Here is a 16,408-nt window from a genome sequence, read left to right on the forward strand (position 1 = left end):
ACTAACAAGTTAGGATACAGCAATGGGTGTAATGGTGTTGCCCAATTCAAGGGGCAAATAATTGCTATAACCTTTATAATACCAAGCTTTAGAATACTAGCACGCTTTTTAATTTGCTATTACCTATTCCCTGCCCACAGTGCTATACCTGTTTTTAGACATGACAGTTCCCAAAGTGAGCTACTCAAACTCTAGGTGTTCTTCTAACAAACCAGTTTTTAGGTTACGAGCCGCAACGGTCGTGATGCTGATTCTAGTTACTAGTTTTAGTGCGATCGCTTTAGCTTGGTTGACTGGTCAGGGGCAGATTACCCAGCTATTTGCTCATCTGCATATCTGGCAAAAAAACCCACCGATGTGGCTGGAAGCACCAATAGTGACTCAGCACCACTACTTATTACTGCCAACAATTATCTTAATGGTAGTTGTCCTGGGGGTCACGAAACTCTCTCCCCGTCCTCGCACTTGGTCTAGAAATTTAGTGGTGGGGATTTTGCTAGCACTATTGGGACGATATCTGCTCTGGCGAATCTTCTCTACCCTCAATTTAGTGGATCCCCTTAATGGTGTCTTTAGCCTAGGATTATTTTTACTGGAAATGTTGTTGCTAACCAGCAGTATTATCCAGCTATTTTTAATGTTAAGGGTCAAAAACCGTAGCGCTCAGGCTTCCCAGTTATCATTAGATGTTATTTCAGGAAGGTTTAATCCTTCTGTGGATATCTTAATCCCAACCTATAATGAACCCTGTTTTATTCTAAAGCGAACAATTATGGGTTGTCAAGGGATAGATTATGACAACAAAAACGTTTATTTACTAGATGATACCAAACGTCAAAATGTCAAAGAACTAGCTGCTGAATTGGGGTGTAACTATATAACTCGTCCAGATAATTACTATGCCAAAGCAGGAAACTTAAACCATGCTATTCCAAAGACATCAGGGGATTTGATTGTATTCTTTGATGCGGATTTTGTCCCAACTAAAAATTTCCTGACTCGCACCGTAGGTTTTTTTAAAAATAGTAATGTGGGATTAGTCCAAACTCCTCAAAGCTTTTATAATCCTGACCCGATTGCCTACAATTTAGGTTTAGAAGATGTGCTATTGCCAGAAGAAGAGGTATTTTATCGGCAAGTTCAGCCCATCCGCGATGGTGCTGGCAGTGTGGTTTGTGCCGGAACTTCCTTTGTTGTGAAACGTGATATTATAGAAGCAGCTGGTGGTTTTGTAACCGATTCTTTGACTGAAGATTACTTTACTGGTATTCGGATAGCAGCGATGGGTTACCAGGTTATTTATTTAGATGAAAAACTTAGTGCTGGTTTAGCCGCAGAAAATATTGCTGCCCATGTAGCTCAACGATTGCGGTGGGCTCAAGGAACATTACAGGCATTTTTTATTGATGCCAACCCTCTAACTATTCCGGGGTTAAAACCGATCCAAAGGCTAGCCCATTTAGATGGATTACTAAATTGGTTTACCGGTTTATCTCGCTTCGGATTCTTGTTAATGCCCCTAGCTTATTCCTTTCTAGGGGTGATTCCCTTACAAGCAACCCCTGGTGAATTGTTGTATTTCTTGCTACCTTATTATCTGATACAGCTCACAGTTTTTTCTTGGTTAAACCTCCGTTCCCGGTCAGGGTTGTTGTCGGATATTTACTCATTGCCTTGGTGTGTTCCTATGAGCTTGACAGTGATACAAGTCATGCTCAATCCTTTTGGGAAAGGATTTAAGGTAACACCCAAAGGAGTAAAACGCGATCGCTTTGTGTTTAACTCGAAGTTGGGATTGCCTTTGATTATCCTATTTATCGCGACAGCAGTTAGCCTATGGCAAAATTTGAGTACTTCTGTGATGTATTGGGGGAGTGGGATATCAGCTACTGACGCTCAGATGATTCAAGGTCTGAGTCTAGGTTGGATTTGGAGTATCTATAACCTGATCATGTTAGGTATTGCTTTATTGATTGTAGTGGATGTTCCCAATCCTGACCTTTACCAGTGGTTCAAGTTGCGCCGAGTGGTGCGGCTTGAGATCGGAAATCGCACTGTCTGGGGTATGACCACCAAGATTTCAGAAATTGGTGCTCAAGTGGCCTTGACGGAGGTGGCTGATTTAGGATTAGATACCGGAAACACTGCCAGTGAACCGTTGCCAGTGGAACTAGAGATGATCGAGGAAAAGCTACAGTTGTCAGGAGTAGTTACTGAAATTGACAACAGTGCTGAGGAAGCTAGTCTACGGATTATGTTTAACCCATTAACTCTCCAACAGCATCGCACTTTGGTAGAGATGCTCTTTTGCCGTCCGGGTCGATGGCAGCGACGGGAAAGTCCATCAGAAATGCGATCGCTTTTACTGTTGTTTAAGATTTTGCTGAAACCGCGAGTGCTATTTGATCGCCAGGGTAGGAGTTGAGAAACTCTCAAGAGTTTACCAGTGCCTGTCTATCACAATTCTGGCGGGGTGACAATAGTAGCTAGAAGAATAGTAGCTAGAAACCAGACATAATCTATTGATCTTGCAGGGTGGTGCCGATCGCGCTGCAGAGCTGTTGCAATATTGGTCAATGGTCCTAGAGCCACAATGGTCAAGTCGCTGCCATATTCCTGGGCGGCTTTGAGCAATACATCAACAGCATCTTCTGAAGAAGGCTCCATGGTAAGTTGGGGATACTTGGGCTGCCATCAGCATTTTTGAACTGATGCAATTCTCCCAGTCCATCGGAGCCATGAATGCCTGCAGCATTGAAGGGAGGACGAACCAGAGGTTTTTCACAGCCTTTTGCCACTAGGGGAGGCTGGTTTGGTTGAACAATGTCAATCACCCGCAACAAATTATTAGCAGCTTGATGAAATCAATATTGCCAGCTAACACGGTGACTGATTTGAGCTCAATTTGTTCACAATTCAGAGCCATGATAATCGCGAGGGCATCATCAACACCCCCATCAGTATCGATAAATGGGACGGGCTTGGGAATTAACCATTGTGTTCTCCTTACATTGCTAACGATGCCAGCTCATCCATCGATACCATACCATCTTTATCGACATCCAACACCTCAAACATCAGGCTGATTAATCCTTTCTGAATGCGGCCTGTCCGTTCTGCCAATGCTGCCCGTAGTTCTGCGGGGGAAATATACCCATCCTGATTTTGATCGAGAAAGGCAAAGGCATTTTTGACACCCTGTTTCAGCTCTTCTCTGGTGATTTCCCCATCGCCATCGGCGTCCCATTCCTCATAATTAATTAGGACTCTCCAGGCATCTTTCATACAGCTTTCTACGATCAGGTTTTGGCCTGGAAGACATTGCTCCAAAGGTGGAGCACCTCCATTTGCGTTGACATAATCTACCAACGGTTTGATTTGATCGAGCCCCCTCAGCAAGAATTGGACAATACTGAGGGTGTAAATCTTTTGGGGATCAAATGGGGCGTGGTTAATGCTGACAATTTTCAGACTGGGGTAGTCTTCAACTACTACATCAAGATCGGCATGGAGAAAATTGGATGCTTCCCGCTCGGGCGTGCCGCGAGTTTCGGCGATCGCCTCTTGTAAGATGTACCCAGGCACCTGAATCAAGGCCATTTCGGTATCCAATGGCATCTCTTCCAACAAATCCCTATATGTGAACGATTCTCCCTTCTCATAGTCTCGCTTACCCCTAAAGGATCCTCCCTGGATCATAACTAGATCGACATTTTTAAAGCTTTTCTTGATATAAGAACATAGGGTTGAGGCCACTTTTTCGGGTTGGAATCGCATCCGTTTAGAGGACATGGGTTCTTTCACCTCAAAAATTTCCACATCCATCAGCGAACCTAGAAAATTTTCGGTACTTTCTACAAACTTTTGGACCTTGGGATCGGCATCAAAATGGGTGGCTGGCAACAGATGAACAGCACTATGCCACTGCTCGGAAGCATCCCACCAGACATCAACAACAACCACATTAGTAGCATCAGCACCAGCCTTAACAATCAGACTCCCCTCAATTTTCTCAATATAAATCTCATGCTCGTGCCCCCCAACAATTACAGGAACCTTACCACTAAGTTGGTCATCTTGCTCGATCCCCGTGGCTAGTTCCCGATCTTCGGCAATCGTCTGATGGGTCAGCGGAATCAGCATGGTTGCGTCATTGGAACACTCAGACCAGGTTTCTTTTAACGCATCAAAGATGGGTTGGATGGTTATGTTCGACCCGGGTCGGAAAGTATTGATCTTACTAGTGCAAAATCCAGCAAAGGCAACTCTACGAGAACCGACTTCAACAATGTCATATTTCGGAAGCAGCTGACCACTGGCATCCACAATTGGCAAGTCCAAGATGTTGCTATTTAAGCATTTCCCTTCGTAGGTTTTGAAACGCTCACCTAGGACATCCACGGTCACATCGAATTCATGGTTGCCCAAGCAAATATAATCAATGTTGACTACCTTGAGCACGTCCAGCATGGCTTTACCGCCATCAAGTGAGGTAATTAAACAAGGAGAGAGAAAGTCTCCGCTGAGGCAGGCAATCACCATGGCATCTTCCGATGTTTCCTTCAGGGATTTAATCACTGTTTCCACGTAGGGATAATTATTGATGTCGTAAACATCATTGATTGAAATGATTCTGAGATAGTTGTCCACCGCCTCTCGGGGTTTCGGCAAATACAATCGAGGAGTTGTCATTACAGGAAGTAATTTTTAGTAATATTTCAGAATTTTATATAGAAATAGGATAAACAAAAATATAACCTATAATTATAATTAAAATAGTTTCTTAAGAATTACACTGATGCCAGTGACGGCGTTACTGAATACACAGATGCATCCAGAGCAGGCACCGGAACATCCCAAGACTTGAGGTTTGCTCGAGATTTAGGAGTACCTGTAGTCTAGAAATACTTATTTTTTTTACGTGCCTGTCCGGCTTATTACCACCTGAGTTTTCAAAAAAAAATTAAAAAGAATTACAATTAAAAGTTTATAACTACAATAACTAAAGTTCCCTGGTCTAAATTTTCCGACAACTGCGGCGAAGTTTACTTTACTTACCCATTAGCAGCCGATCCATAGGATAGCCATCCGTGTCGAAATTATGATAATTTTTGAGGCCATATTCCCTACTCCCTACTCCCTACTCCCTACTCCCTACTCCCTACTCCCTGTTCCCTTTGCTAGATAACTAATCTAGCTGCATAAGTAATCTAACCAACTTGATCTAAAATGCAAGCAAGCTTAAGCAGCGGAAGCTCATGTCAGCTGATCGCGTGAGGCCGTTGTCTATCTAAAAAACAAGACCAAGAAAAAACTTATGCCTAAATGGAGTTCTCTGGTACTAGCCACTCTAGTATTAGTTGCACCCTTAACAGCCTGTGAAGGAGGTGGGACAAGCGCGAAACAAAGCCGCTTAGATATAGTCAAGAGCCGTGGCAAGCTGATTTGTGGTGTTGACGGTGGCATTCCCGGATTTAGCTTTGTGGATCCGAGCGGTAACTACTCCGGGCTAGATGTGGATGTCTGTAAAGCAGTTGCTGCTGCTTTGTTTGATGACCCAGAAGCAGTAGAGTACCGTAACCTTGACTCCACGGAGCGATTTCCCGCCGTCCGGAATGGTGAAGTGGATATGCTATCGCGCAATACCACTTGGACTCTTAGCCGAGATAGCTCTACCAATAACTTAGAATTTGCCCCTACTACCTTTTATGATGGTCAGGGCATGATGGTGCGCAAAAACAGTGGGATTAAGACACTGAAAGATTTTCAAGGCAAATCGGTCTGTGTGGAAACTGGAACCACTACTGAGTTGAATTTAACCGACAAGATGCGGGAAGCAGGTGTCGAATTTGAGCCAGTGGTATTTCAGAAAGCAGACCCTGCCTATACTGCCTATGACGAAGAACGTTGTGACGGCATGACTTCTGATAAATCCCAACTACTGGCCAAACGCAGCACTCTGCCTAAGCCTGATGATCATATACTTCTAGATGTTACCATGTCCAAGGAACCCTTGGGACCAGTAACTATTAATAATGACTCCACTTGGTTTGATGTCGTCAAGTGGGTGACTTTCGCCTTGATTGAAGCCGAAGAGTTAGGGATTACTAAGGCGAATGTGGCACAAATGGGCAGCAGTCCAAACCCCACTGTCAAACGCTTTCTGGGTGTTGAAGGTGACTTAGGCAAAGGTCTCGGTTTAGAAAACGATTTTGCAGCGCGAGTGATTAAGCACGTGGGTAACTACGGCGAAGTCTATGACCGTAACTTGGGTAAAAATTCTCAGTTCAAACTCAATCGGGGTCTGAATGACCTCTGGACTCGTGGGGGTATTTTGTATTCTCCACCCTTCCGTTAAGGGATTGTTCACTGTTTCAGGTTGTTCGCGTAGCGTGGCCTTTTGGCCACGCTACGCGAACAACATTCAACCAACCAACCTTCAACCTTCAACCAACCAACCTTCAACCTTCAACCAACCAACCTTAAACCTTCAACCAACCAACCTGTAACCTGCAACCAACCAACCTGTAACCTGCAACCAAAACAACTGACGAATGACAAGCAATATAGGTCAAAAGCCTCCTTTGTGGCGAGATGACCGATTTTGGCGCATTGCCATACAAGTCCTATTTGTGCTGGTGGTGATTGCAGTCGTGGCATGGCTAGGCACCAACTTAAGCCGAAATATTCAGCGACAAGCGATTAAATTGGGGTTTGATTTTCTCCAAGATCAAGCCAAATTTGGTATTGGCGATACTCCCATTCCCTACAAAGCCACTGATCCCTATAGCTATGCTTTATTGATCGGACTAGCTAATTCATTGCGGGTGATGGTGTTTGGAATTATCCTGACAACTATTGTTGGTATTACCGCCGGGATAGCTAGTTTTTCTGACAATTGGCTAGTGAGTAAGCTGAGTCTGCTTTATGTGGAAATAGTGCGCAATACACCACTGCTGCTGCAATTACTATTTTGGTACTTTGGTGTTTTCTTCCAACTGCCAAAACTGTCGGAAAAAATTCAGTTACCTGGGTCGATATTTTTGAGCAAGCGGGGAATTTATATTCCTTGGCCCCCCTTCACCACCCAGCTATTTCTGTGGTTGGTGGTTTTGCTAGTCGGTGCGATCGCAGCAGTTTTAATCTGGCAGTGGCGCACTAAACTGATGGTAGAACAAGCACAATCCGGTCAGCCGCAGTTAATTGCTTTAATTGCGATCGCAATTGCTGCTGTCTTAATTATCATCATCGGTTTTGGTTGGCAAAGACCCCAAGTTCTCGACACAGGTAATATTGAAGGCGGACTCCGGCTAACTATTGAGTTCTGTGCCTTACTAGCTGGTCTAGTCTTTTACACAGGTGCGTTTATCGCGGAAATTGTCCGAGCTGGAATAGAGTCAGTACAGAAGGGACAGTGGGAAGCAGCAAGATCCTTGGGACTTAAGTCAGGCTTAGCTATGCGGTTAGTTATTTTTCCCCAAGCCTTGCGGGTGATTATCCCTTCCCTAAACAGCCAGTATATGAACCTCGCCAAAAACTCCAGTTTAGCATCTGCTATTGGCTACCCAGATATCTACTCCATTGCTCAAACCACCTTCAACCAAGCCGGTCATGAAATAGAAATAATCGTGGTGATCATACCCCTGACCTATCTAACCATTAACCTGATCATTTCTTTCGTGATGAACCTGTTGAATCGGACAGTTCAATTGCAGGAAAGATAATTGGTTAACTTAATTGGTTAACTTAATTGGTTAACTGTTGACTTATAACTAGATAATGACTACTGTTAATTCTCAACCTCCTGAACTAGCACCACCCCCTGAACTACAGGTTAATCCAATTACCTGGATAAAGAAAAATTTATTTAGTAATTGGTATAATAGCCTATTAACGGTTAGTGTTTTATGGTTTCTATTCGTAACCGTTAAAGGCTTGATAACATGGGCAACCACTGAAGCCCAGTGGGATGTTATTAAAGATAACTTTCGTCTGTTTTTTGTAGGAACCTATCCCGCCACCGAAAACTGGCGTCCATGGTTGATTCTGGGGATTATTGTATTATTATCCGGGATAACTTGGGGAGTTTTAGCAAGAAATGTTATCACTCTATTTAGTCGCAATGTGTTAATAGCTATTGTGATCAGTGGTGCTATCTTAGTTCTATTTCCAGTAGCAATTCCCTATCGCTTATTGCTCTTAGGAATACTAGTCTTACTGGTAGCTAGTGCTTGGGGAGGACAACAGGTTGCTAAAACTCAACCAAAACTGGGTAATTGGTTACCTTTAGCTTGGTTTATTGCATTATTAATCTTCCTGTGGCTTCTCGGAGGAGGACTCGGACTAAAACAGGTATCCACTAATCAATGGGGTGGTTTACTGCTGAATGTCTTAGCCGCAGTGATCAGTATTTTAATCTGTTTTCCCCTAGGTGTATTACTAGCCCTAGGACGACAAAGTACCTTACCAGTTGTGCGCGGCTTCTCTATCCTTTACATTGAACTAATCCGAGGATTACCGCTGATTGCGATTTTGTTCATAGGACAAGTAATTATTCCACTATTTCTACCATCAGGAATGCGACCAGACCGGGTGTTACGGGCAATAATCGGTCTGACTTTATTTAGCGCTGCTTACCTAGCCGAAAATGTGCGAGGAGGACTGCAATCTATACCTACCGGTCAAATCGAAGCTGCCAAAGCATTGGGTTTAAATACTCCCCTATCCGTAGGGCTGATTGTATTACCTCAGGCACTCAAAGCTGTTATTCCTGCCATTGTCGGTCAGTTTATTAGTCTGTTTCAAGACACCACTCTCCTATTTGTTGTAGGTTTAGTAGAGTTGCTTGGTATCGGTGATTCTATCTTTGCCCAAGCCAAATTTGAAACCCCCTATCAAGAAGTTTATCTATTCGACGGAGTCCTATTCTGGTTATTTTGTTACGCCATGTCCACAGCCAGCCGACGTCTGGAAAAACAATTGAATGTAGATCATTGAATCTAGATTATAGCAATTATCATAGCTATGAGGTACACAATTTCTGGATTTTAGGGAACAGGGAATAGGGAATAGGGAATAGGGAACAGGGAATAGGAAATAGCCCTGCGCTGCATGAAGACAGGGAATCAACGTCAAAGAAGAAAATACCTCATAACTGCGATAAACGCTATATAACCTTAAACCTGTAACCTTAGAGGTTGTCTGAGAAGTATCATTTGCTACATCCAAGCCCCCGTTGGTCCCCCAATTTTGGGGGACTTTTAGAAGCAAATTGACTCTTGTTCCCCCCAAAGTTGGGGGGCTAGGGGGGCAAAATTCAGTATCAAAAAACTTGGGAGATATCCTCTTAAACCTGTAACCTTAAACCTGTAACCTTTAACCTGTAACCCAATCTAACCTTACTCAAGGGAAAAGAATCATGACCAATCAACAACCGATCACTTCTCCTCAAGACCCAGTTAATTCCGGAGATACTGAATCCATGATCATCGCTCAAGATGTTCATAAGTGGTATGCCAGCAACCAATTTCATGTTCTGCGTGGTGTCAGTCTAGAAGTCAAGAAAAAAGAAGTAGTGGTGGTCATGGGGCCTAGTGGATCTGGGAAATCTACGTTTATTCGGACATTTAATGCTCTAGAAGACTATCAAAAAGGAAAAATTATTATTGATAACATTGAACTATCCCATGATTTGCGAAACATTGATACTATTCGCAAAGAAGTGGGGATGGTTTTCCAACAATTTAACTTATTTCCTCACCTGACTGTGCTGCAAAATGTCACCCTTGCTCCTATTTGGGTGCGCCGCTGGAAAAAAGCAAAAGCTGAAGAAATTGCCATGCAGCTGTTAGAGAAAGTCGGTATTCTCGAACAAGCCAAGAAGTATCCCGGTCAACTGTCAGGGGGACAACAGCAACGGGTAGCTATTGCCCGTGCTTTGGCAATGCAGCCTAAAATCATGTTATTTGATGAGCCTACCTCAGCTCTCGATCCGGAGATGGTGCGAGAGGTACTCGATACCATGCGATCGCTTGCTGATTCTGGGATGACTATGGTTTGCGTTACCCACGAAGTAGGTTTTGCTAGAGAAGTGGCAGACCGAGTGGTATTAATGGCTGATGGGAAGTTGGTGGAAGAAAGTACACCCCAGGAATTTTTCAACAATCCTCAACATGAACGTACTAAGCAGTTTTTATCTCAAATTTTATAAGATTTATCATACTGATCATACTTATCAGATACAGTCAATTTACTGACCCCGACTCCCGACTCCCGACTCCCGATTCCCGACTCCACTCCCGACTCCCGATTCCCTATCAGAAGCTAAATAACCTTCTACAACATAATCCGATCCTATCTGACGCCAACTGACTCCTTCTAAGGTTAGAGCATCAGTCATGAGTGTCAAGCCCAAATCTCCTACTGGTGAGAGACCACCTTGACCACCGATGATTTTTGGAGCAATAAAGGCTACGATTTTTTGGACTGCACCATCTGCGATCGCATTTGCCGCTAAGATACCACCACATTCCCATAACACCCTCGAAAGCTGCCTGTCATATAAATATGCCATGACTTGAGAAGGAGTCAGGGGATTCAATACCACCACCTCTACACCCTGGTTAACCAGATGTTGATATAAATCTCCCTCAGTTCCGACCTCTGTAAACACCAACGTAGGTACATCATCCGTTTGCCAAACACGAGCATCTCTGGGTAAGTCGAGGGTGCGAGTCATGATCACCCGTAGGGGATTCGGTGAATTTGGATTGTGGCTAGTCAAATTGGGGTTATCCTGACGCACCGTATTACCGCCCACAATCACTGCATCGCAAGCTGATCGCAGTTGATGCACCCAACTACGGGACTTTTCCCCTGTAATCCATTTGCTATGACCACTAGTAGCAGCAATTTTGCCATCTAAAGTCATGGCATATTTGAGAATTCCCAATGGACGCTGGTAAAGAATGCGATGAATAAAGCCTTCATTGAGCTGACGGCAAGCACTCTCTTCCACACCTACCACCACTTCAATCCCAGCCGCCCTTAACCGTTCAATACCTTTTCCAGATACCCGTGGATCAGGGTCCACCATCCCCACCACTACTTTAGCGACTCCAGCCTTAATTAACGCTTCTGTACAAGGAGGGGTTCTACCATAATGATTGCAGGGTTCCAGATTCACGTAAACCGTTGCGCCCTGGGCATTTTCCCCAGCCTCTGAGAGGGCAAACACTTCCGCGTGGGGTTGACCAGCAGCAGGATGAAACCCTTCCCCGACAATTTCCCCATTCCGGACAATTACACAACCCACTAAAGGGTTGGGTGTAGTACGTCCCTGGGCTCGCCGTGCTAGTTGGATGCACCGCTGTATCATGGCTTGCGCCAAGGGAGTTTCAGGAAAAGATGTCACAGGAGAGTTGTCCATTTGTCTATTACTATTCCTCTGTTAGTATTCGTTTGTTACTATTGATATTTTATTTTTAATCATTAATGAAATCCCTTAGCATTTAATTAACTTTGACTCTAAACTATAAACGTCATAAAATTTAATTTTTTCACCAATAGCTCAACCATAATAATCACTTAAAAACTAATGAATTAACTGTGGCAAATTCCACAGTTTGATTATCTTTTTCCCACCACTAGTAGCAATTGTATGGCAATCAGGACTAATCGCAAAATAGTCAATTGGATTTGGAAAACCATTTAGGGTGTAGATTAGTTTTTCATTAGCAAAATCCCACACTTTTATCGTTTTATCTGCACTTCCACTGAACAACTTCTTACAATTAGCACCGATAGCTAGTTCTTCCACATAATTGGTATGATCAGTTAGACTATTGACTTCTTCTCCAGTATCTAGATTCCAGACTTTGATAGTATTGTCAGCACTAGCACTAAACAATCGTTGTCCATCCGGACTTATGGCTAGAGAATTAACATAGCTATCATGGCCTTTTAGAGTGTCGATTTCTTCCCCAGTGTTGATATCCCAAATTTTAATTGTCTTATCAGCACTAGCACTAAATAGTTCTTGATCATTCTGACTAATTAATAAAAAGTTAATTGAACTTTGATGACCTTGGAGAGTGCGGAGTTCTTCTCCCGTGTTGATATCCCAAATCTTAATCGTCTTATCGGCACTAGCACTAAACAATCGTTGTCCATCCGGACTAACCGCTAGATGATTAATATAACTCTTATGACCTTGGAGAGTGCGGAGTTCTTTTCCCGTGTTGATATCCCAAATTTTAATCGTCTTATCGGCACTAGCACTAAATAAGTGTTGTCCATCGGGACTAATAGCTAGATAATTAACAAAGCTATTATGACCTTGGAGAGTGTAGATTTCTTCTGCCGTGTTGATATTCCAAATTTTAATCGTTTTATCGGCGCTCCCACTAACTAATAATTCGCCATCTTGACTAATGACTAGGTAATTAACCCAACTTGAATGAGCAGTGAAGGTCTTAGTGTTAACTACAGATAATTCTTGAGCAGATATCTCTTGATATTTTCTAAGGGAAGGATTATAGGATTGATACAATAGCCAACCACCAGCACCAAATAATCCCACCACCAAAGTCAATATCCCTCCTAACCACCATCTTCTTCTTGGGGTTTTGACAACTTCCGTTTCTATAGAAATATTGGGTTGAGATTTAGTTTTAAATCTTTGGTTGGTTGTACTCGCTTCTAGATTAGTATTAGCCTGTGAAATACTAATAAAAGATGAAATATTAGCGATATCATTTAAAATTTGCTGAGTTTTCTGAGGTCGAGCTGCTGCCGTTGGGGCCATCAAACTATCAATAAATTCCGCTAGCTGATCAGAGATTTGAGGAGCATGATCACGCCAATTAAATTGATCATTTAACGGATCATAAACACTCTGATCGGTGACTGATTTACCAGTTAGTAAATAAACAAAGGTTCGCCCCAGAGCATAAAAATCTGACTGTGGGACTGCATACCCTTTTTCTTGCTCTGGGGGAGTATAGCCATGGGAACTAATCTTGGTAACACTGCCTCCACCACCAATTTCCGCTAGGTAGGTATAGGTCAACTCCCTAGCAGTGCCAAAGTCAATCAATACCAATTGCCCATTGGCACGGAGCATGATGTTTTCTGGCTTGATATCGCGATGGAAATAGTTTTCTTGGTGAACAAGATGCAAAATCTCTACTATCTGCTTTAACCATTTAAGGGCTTGCGGTTCTAGAATTGGGTGATTGCCCTGTTGCCTCATCCACTGCTTCAAGTTAAGTCCATCAATTTTCTCCATGATGATGCAATGCAGCGGCTCCTTACTCTGTCTAGGAAAAAACTGAAAGTAGCCCTCTGGATCGATTTGAGGGATACCGGGATGAGTCAGCTTGCTCAATACAGCTGCCTCTTGGCGAAATAGTTCAATAATTCTGGATTTCGAGTTGTGCTCTGGCTTAAGCACTTTTAAAATTTTTGGTACTGCCCCGTTGTAAGCTTCGTAAACCTTACCAAAGCCACTTTGGTCACTTAACAGGCGCATCACCCGATAGCGACCTTGTAATAACAAATCTGAGCCACAATGGCGACAAACGAGATTCGTCATGTTCCCTGGGTCATCTGGTTGAAGGCACAGGGGATTGATACAGTAGCTCATGCCTAGCTACAAAGAGATAGTGGTCTTATCCCAATATTAGGATGGGGGTTTTGAATTAATCTACTCAAAGCAATATTTTCGCTCATTACGCCCCTAGTAGCTCAACAGCAGGAGTGAACAGATCAATATATAGGTTTTTACATGCTAGTACAAAGTGGCGGTTATCAGTGACGGTCATCGTTAAGAGCAAGGAGACTCCCGTTATACCCAAAGGGTTAGCTAGCGGGAGACGGGGCGTATAAAGTGCGGACGCAGGTTCCGCACACAGCCCGGAGACGAAACCTTAAAATAAGGCAGCCTTAATCATAAAGTTTTAACCCTTTTACCCATAGCCGACCAACCATAAAGGCTGCCTTATTTTTGCGGTAACTTCTGACCCTCAGGAATTGCGTCCGTGGACAACTCTTCTAGAGTCAGATATAATGAAGAAGGTCAACGACCCACCCGAGACAATGGATTGACCGAAGGTCACGCTTCGCGAACAGACAGCCTATACGAGCGAAGTCCAGTAACCTGGCGGCGCAGCAAAATTGGTAGACCGGGAAAAGATGACAGGGCAATGGTAGTCAACCCTCGAATCAAACAGCACATCAGGATTTTTCTTGTTTGCACTTGGCGACCTAGGAGCCGCTACGCGAACGACACGTAAGAACCGCAGGACTTGCGGGGATAGTCTGTGGAGCGAACGTAAGACCAGAAAACCCCTTGAGGGTGGAGGCGGTTGCTATGAAGCAGAAACCTAAATCGTGAGGTTTAGGAATCCCTCGCTATAATCTTTGATTTAGCGACGGGAGGATGTCAAGGAATGCAATTGTTGCCTAATTTTGCCTAAGTCCTGTTCCAGTTACTTAGGCAAAAATTTTGCTTTTTATATTTAACTATAAATAGTTATCACTAAGCCGTTAACCGTCAACCGTCAACCGTCAACATACTTCCCCCAAAGAATACAAAATGGTATCAATGTCGCCTCAAGCAGGTGGCAATCTACACTAAAGCTGGTAAATTGTAAAGAAGTATGTCAAAAAGCCCAGCCCAGCCAAAATCTAATCTATGAACTGTGTTGCTGCCCCAGACAGGCAATTATCCCGATTTTACCTGCCTCAAAATACAGTCCCCTACTTGCAACAACTGACCGTATTCTGTGATTTTGACGGTCCGATTGTTGATGTTTCCAATCGCTACTACACCACGTACCAGCTAGCACTAACCGATACTCAAGGCTTCTACCAAGCTAAAGGTATAAGCTTACCGATCCAGACCATGAGTAAACAGCAGTTCTGGCAAATGAAGCAAGAACGCATCCCTGACGAAGAAATTGCCATGCGTTCAGGGTTGCGAGGAGAGCAAATCGATTTCTTCTTGGGGCGTGTGATCAAGATTGTGAATCAATCTGCCTTATTGAACAAAGATCAGCTGCAACCAAACGTAAACTGGGCCTTACCTTTGCTGCATTCTTATGGTATCAGACTAGTTCTGGTGACATTGCGTTGCACATCCCAGGTCAAACAGATCTTGAGCAATTACGGTTTAACTCGTCTTTTTAGCGCCATTTATGGAACGAGAGAAAACCACCATGCTTATCAAAACTATGCTCAGGTCAAACAGGAACTTCTCCAACAAGCACTGTCTGAGCATAGTACTTCATCCTATACCGAACAATCTCCGCTGGCTCAACCGTCCGTATCTGCTTGGATGATTGGTGATACAGAAGCCGATATTCTCGCAGGACAAGCCCTCTCAATTCCCACCATAGCTCTTACCTGTGGCATTCGTTCTCAATCATATCTCAAGCGGTTTGAACCCACTCATATCTGTAGCGACCTACTTTGTGCCACCTCTTATCTATTAGAACTCTCTAGAGCTGTTGGCTCTACCGAACTTGCTCTGTAAAAGCGATGCAGTGGCTCTACGGGCGTTTCCCTCACTCGCGCTTTGGATCAAGACACTGTTATAAGCGCGGTTTTATCGATACTAGGTGCGGTAGAGCGATAACCTTCAACCTTTAACCTTTAACCTTTAACCTTCAACCTTCAACCTTCAACCTTCAACCTTCAACCTTTAACCTTCAACCTTCAACCTTCAACCTTCAACCTTCAACCTTCATAAAGCATCACGATTCCTCCATTGAATTGCACCACTGCCACCATCGATTGAGTGGATAGTAGACGACTGGTGCCCAAAGACTACTGAGAATTGCAGAACAGATGGCAATACGCTGATGGTCTGTCCAGATTTGTGCTAATTGGCGAGAGCCTTGAAAACTATGCTGAATAGCAGTAACTGTTTCCCCAACAATCGCCATGCCAAACACAATTAAAGCTACTGAAATAAAATCTTCCTGAATATACCGTTGCTTTTGAATCAGAGCAGTCAAGATCCCCACGATGGCAAGGCTATAGACATGGGTAGGCTCAGGGAATGTCATACCATCTTGGACTAACCCCAATACCAACCCTGCGAATGCTCCTTGAAACGCTGTGCGTTTAATGCTCCAGGCCACAACCCAAATCAACAGCCAGTTGGGAGCGATTCCCAGTAATTCCATTCCAGGTAAACGTGTCATTAATAAGATTGAGCAGAAGATAACTGAAATAACAGTTACTGCCCAATTGATTGTTCGACGAACCCAAATAGAAAACTGAGACGTGTTGGTCATTGTTGATTAGACCTCTTGCAAAAGTTTTTCCTGGTATAATCACTAGTCTGGGAATTTCCGAGTTAGCGATCGCTTAAGACTAACAAACGTGCTTTGTACTTTGTTTT

Annotated in this window: 14 protein-coding genes; 8 read left to right on the forward strand and 6 right to left on the reverse strand. The window is 43.6% G+C overall.

What is annotated here, in order from left to right:
* The first annotated feature begins 244 nt into the window (after positions 1-244).
* Positions 245-2,425 (forward strand): glycosyltransferase, encoded by a 2,181-nt coding sequence (locus F6K46_RS03140; RefSeq protein ID WP_293055393.1) that lies wholly within the window; start codon positions 245-247, stop codon positions 2,423-2,425.
* A 32-nt stretch (positions 2,426-2,457) separates the two neighbouring features.
* Here F6K46_RS03140 and F6K46_RS03145 read toward each other — a convergent pair whose 3' ends face one another.
* The 3 genes from F6K46_RS03145 to F6K46_RS03150 all read right to left on the reverse strand — a co-directional run bounded on the left by F6K46_RS03145 (position 2,458) and on the right by F6K46_RS03150 (position 4,692).
* Positions 2,458-2,667, reverse strand: a complete 210-nt coding sequence (locus F6K46_RS03145; RefSeq protein ID WP_293055265.1) for a nucleoside hydrolase — start codon at positions 2,665-2,667, stop codon at positions 2,458-2,460.
* Positions 2,668-2,830: 163 nt separating this feature from the next.
* Positions 2,831-2,926, reverse strand: coding sequence for a hypothetical protein (locus F6K46_RS40005; RefSeq protein WP_366510690.1), 96 nt, complete (start codon positions 2,924-2,926; stop codon positions 2,831-2,833).
* 80 nt (positions 2,927-3,006) lie between these two features.
* Complete coding sequence (locus F6K46_RS03150) at positions 3,007-4,692, reverse strand: EF-hand domain-containing protein (RefSeq protein WP_293055267.1); 1,686 nt, start codon at positions 4,690-4,692, stop codon at positions 3,007-3,009.
* Positions 4,693-5,317: 625 nt separating this feature from the next.
* Here F6K46_RS03150 and F6K46_RS03155 point away from each other — a divergent pair.
* The 5 genes from F6K46_RS03155 (at position 5,318) to F6K46_RS03175 (ending at position 10,210) form a co-directional block, all read left to right on the forward strand.
* Positions 5,318-6,358 carry an amino acid ABC transporter substrate-binding protein gene (locus F6K46_RS03155; RefSeq protein ID WP_293055269.1) on the forward strand — a complete coding sequence of 347 codons (1,041 nt, stop codon included), beginning with the start codon at positions 5,318-5,320 and terminating at the stop codon, positions 6,356-6,358.
* A gap of 4 nt (positions 6,359-6,362) precedes the next feature.
* Positions 6,363-6,509 (forward strand): hypothetical protein, encoded by a 147-nt coding sequence (locus F6K46_RS03160; RefSeq protein ID WP_293055271.1) that lies wholly within the window; start codon positions 6,363-6,365, stop codon positions 6,507-6,509.
* A gap of 45 nt (positions 6,510-6,554) precedes the next feature.
* Positions 6,555-7,724 (forward strand): ABC transporter permease subunit, encoded by a 1,170-nt coding sequence (locus tag F6K46_RS03165; protein WP_293055273.1) that lies wholly within the window; start codon positions 6,555-6,557, stop codon positions 7,722-7,724.
* Positions 7,725-7,779: 55 nt separating this feature from the next.
* Positions 7,780-8,997 (forward strand): amino acid ABC transporter permease, encoded by a 1,218-nt coding sequence (locus tag F6K46_RS03170; protein ID WP_293055275.1) that lies wholly within the window; start codon positions 7,780-7,782, stop codon positions 8,995-8,997.
* A 421-nt stretch (positions 8,998-9,418) separates the two neighbouring features.
* Positions 9,419-10,210 (forward strand): amino acid ABC transporter ATP-binding protein, encoded by a 792-nt coding sequence (locus tag F6K46_RS03175; RefSeq protein ID WP_293055277.1) that lies wholly within the window; start codon positions 9,419-9,421, stop codon positions 10,208-10,210.
* Positions 10,211-10,249: 39 nt separating this feature from the next.
* Here the strand turns inward: F6K46_RS03175 and ribD are convergent, their stop codons facing one another.
* A complete protein-coding gene (gene ribD / locus F6K46_RS03180; protein ID WP_293055279.1) occupies positions 10,250-11,428 on the reverse strand; it encodes a bifunctional diaminohydroxyphosphoribosylaminopyrimidine deaminase/5-amino-6-(5-phosphoribosylamino)uracil reductase RibD in 1,179 nt (392 codons plus the stop codon).
* A 165-nt stretch (positions 11,429-11,593) separates the two neighbouring features.
* Complete coding sequence (locus F6K46_RS03185) at positions 11,594-13,645, reverse strand: protein kinase (protein ID WP_293116765.1); 2,052 nt, start codon at positions 13,643-13,645, stop codon at positions 11,594-11,596.
* A gap of 394 nt (positions 13,646-14,039) precedes the next feature.
* Here F6K46_RS03185 and F6K46_RS03190 point away from each other — a divergent pair, with 394 nt between their 5' ends.
* Positions 14,040-14,294: a hypothetical protein gene (locus F6K46_RS03190; RefSeq protein WP_293055283.1), complete on the forward strand. Its 255-nt coding sequence runs from the start codon at positions 14,040-14,042 to the stop codon at positions 14,292-14,294.
* Positions 14,295-14,695: 401 nt separating this feature from the next.
* Positions 14,696-15,535 (forward strand): HAD hydrolase-like protein, encoded by an 840-nt coding sequence (locus F6K46_RS03195; RefSeq protein WP_293055285.1) that lies wholly within the window; start codon positions 14,696-14,698, stop codon positions 15,533-15,535.
* A gap of 220 nt (positions 15,536-15,755) precedes the next feature.
* Here F6K46_RS03195 and mreD read toward each other — a convergent pair whose 3' ends face one another.
* On the reverse strand, positions 15,756-16,301 hold the full coding sequence (gene mreD, locus F6K46_RS03200) for a rod shape-determining protein MreD (protein ID WP_293055287.1): 546 nt from the start codon (positions 16,299-16,301) through the stop codon (positions 15,756-15,758).
* Positions 16,302-16,408: the final 107 nt, after the last annotated feature.

The organism is Moorena sp. SIO3E8 (assembly GCF_010692445.1).
Classification (GTDB): domain Bacteria; phylum Cyanobacteriota; class Cyanobacteriia; order Cyanobacteriales; family Coleofasciculaceae; genus Moorena; species Moorena bouillonii.

Bases quoted from the DNA above. Each gene is read 5' to 3' on its own strand.
- F6K46_RS03140 (WP_293055393.1), top strand. From the start codon at position 245: ATGCTGATTCTAGTTACTAGTTTTAGTGCGATCGCTTTAGCTTGGTTG.
- F6K46_RS03150 (WP_293055267.1), bottom strand. From the start codon at position 4,692: ATGACAACTCCTCGATTGTATTTGCCGAAACCCCGAGAGGCGGTGGAC.
- F6K46_RS03165 (WP_293055273.1), top strand. From the start codon at position 6,555: ATGACAAGCAATATAGGTCAAAAGCCTCCTTTGTGGCGAGATGACCGA.
- F6K46_RS03155 (WP_293055269.1), top strand. From the start codon at position 5,318: ATGCCTAAATGGAGTTCTCTGGTACTAGCCACTCTAGTATTAGTTGCA.
- F6K46_RS03185 (WP_293116765.1), bottom strand. From the start codon at position 13,645: ATGAGCTACTGTATCAATCCCCTGTGCCTTCAACCAGATGACCCAGGG.
- mreD (WP_293055287.1), bottom strand. From the start codon at position 16,301: ATGACCAACACGTCTCAGTTTTCTATTTGGGTTCGTCGAACAATCAAT.
- F6K46_RS03195 (WP_293055285.1), top strand. From the start codon at position 14,696: ATGAACTGTGTTGCTGCCCCAGACAGGCAATTATCCCGATTTTACCTG.
- F6K46_RS40005 (WP_366510690.1), bottom strand. From the start codon at position 2,926: ATGGCTCTGAATTGTGAACAAATTGAGCTCAAATCAGTCACCGTGTTA.
- F6K46_RS03175 (WP_293055277.1), top strand. From the start codon at position 9,419: ATGACCAATCAACAACCGATCACTTCTCCTCAAGACCCAGTTAATTCC.
- F6K46_RS03145 (WP_293055265.1), bottom strand. From the start codon at position 2,667: ATGGAGCCTTCTTCAGAAGATGCTGTTGATGTATTGCTCAAAGCCGCC.
- ribD (WP_293055279.1), bottom strand. From the start codon at position 11,428: ATGGACAACTCTCCTGTGACATCTTTTCCTGAAACTCCCTTGGCGCAA.
- F6K46_RS03170 (WP_293055275.1), top strand. From the start codon at position 7,780: ATGACTACTGTTAATTCTCAACCTCCTGAACTAGCACCACCCCCTGAA.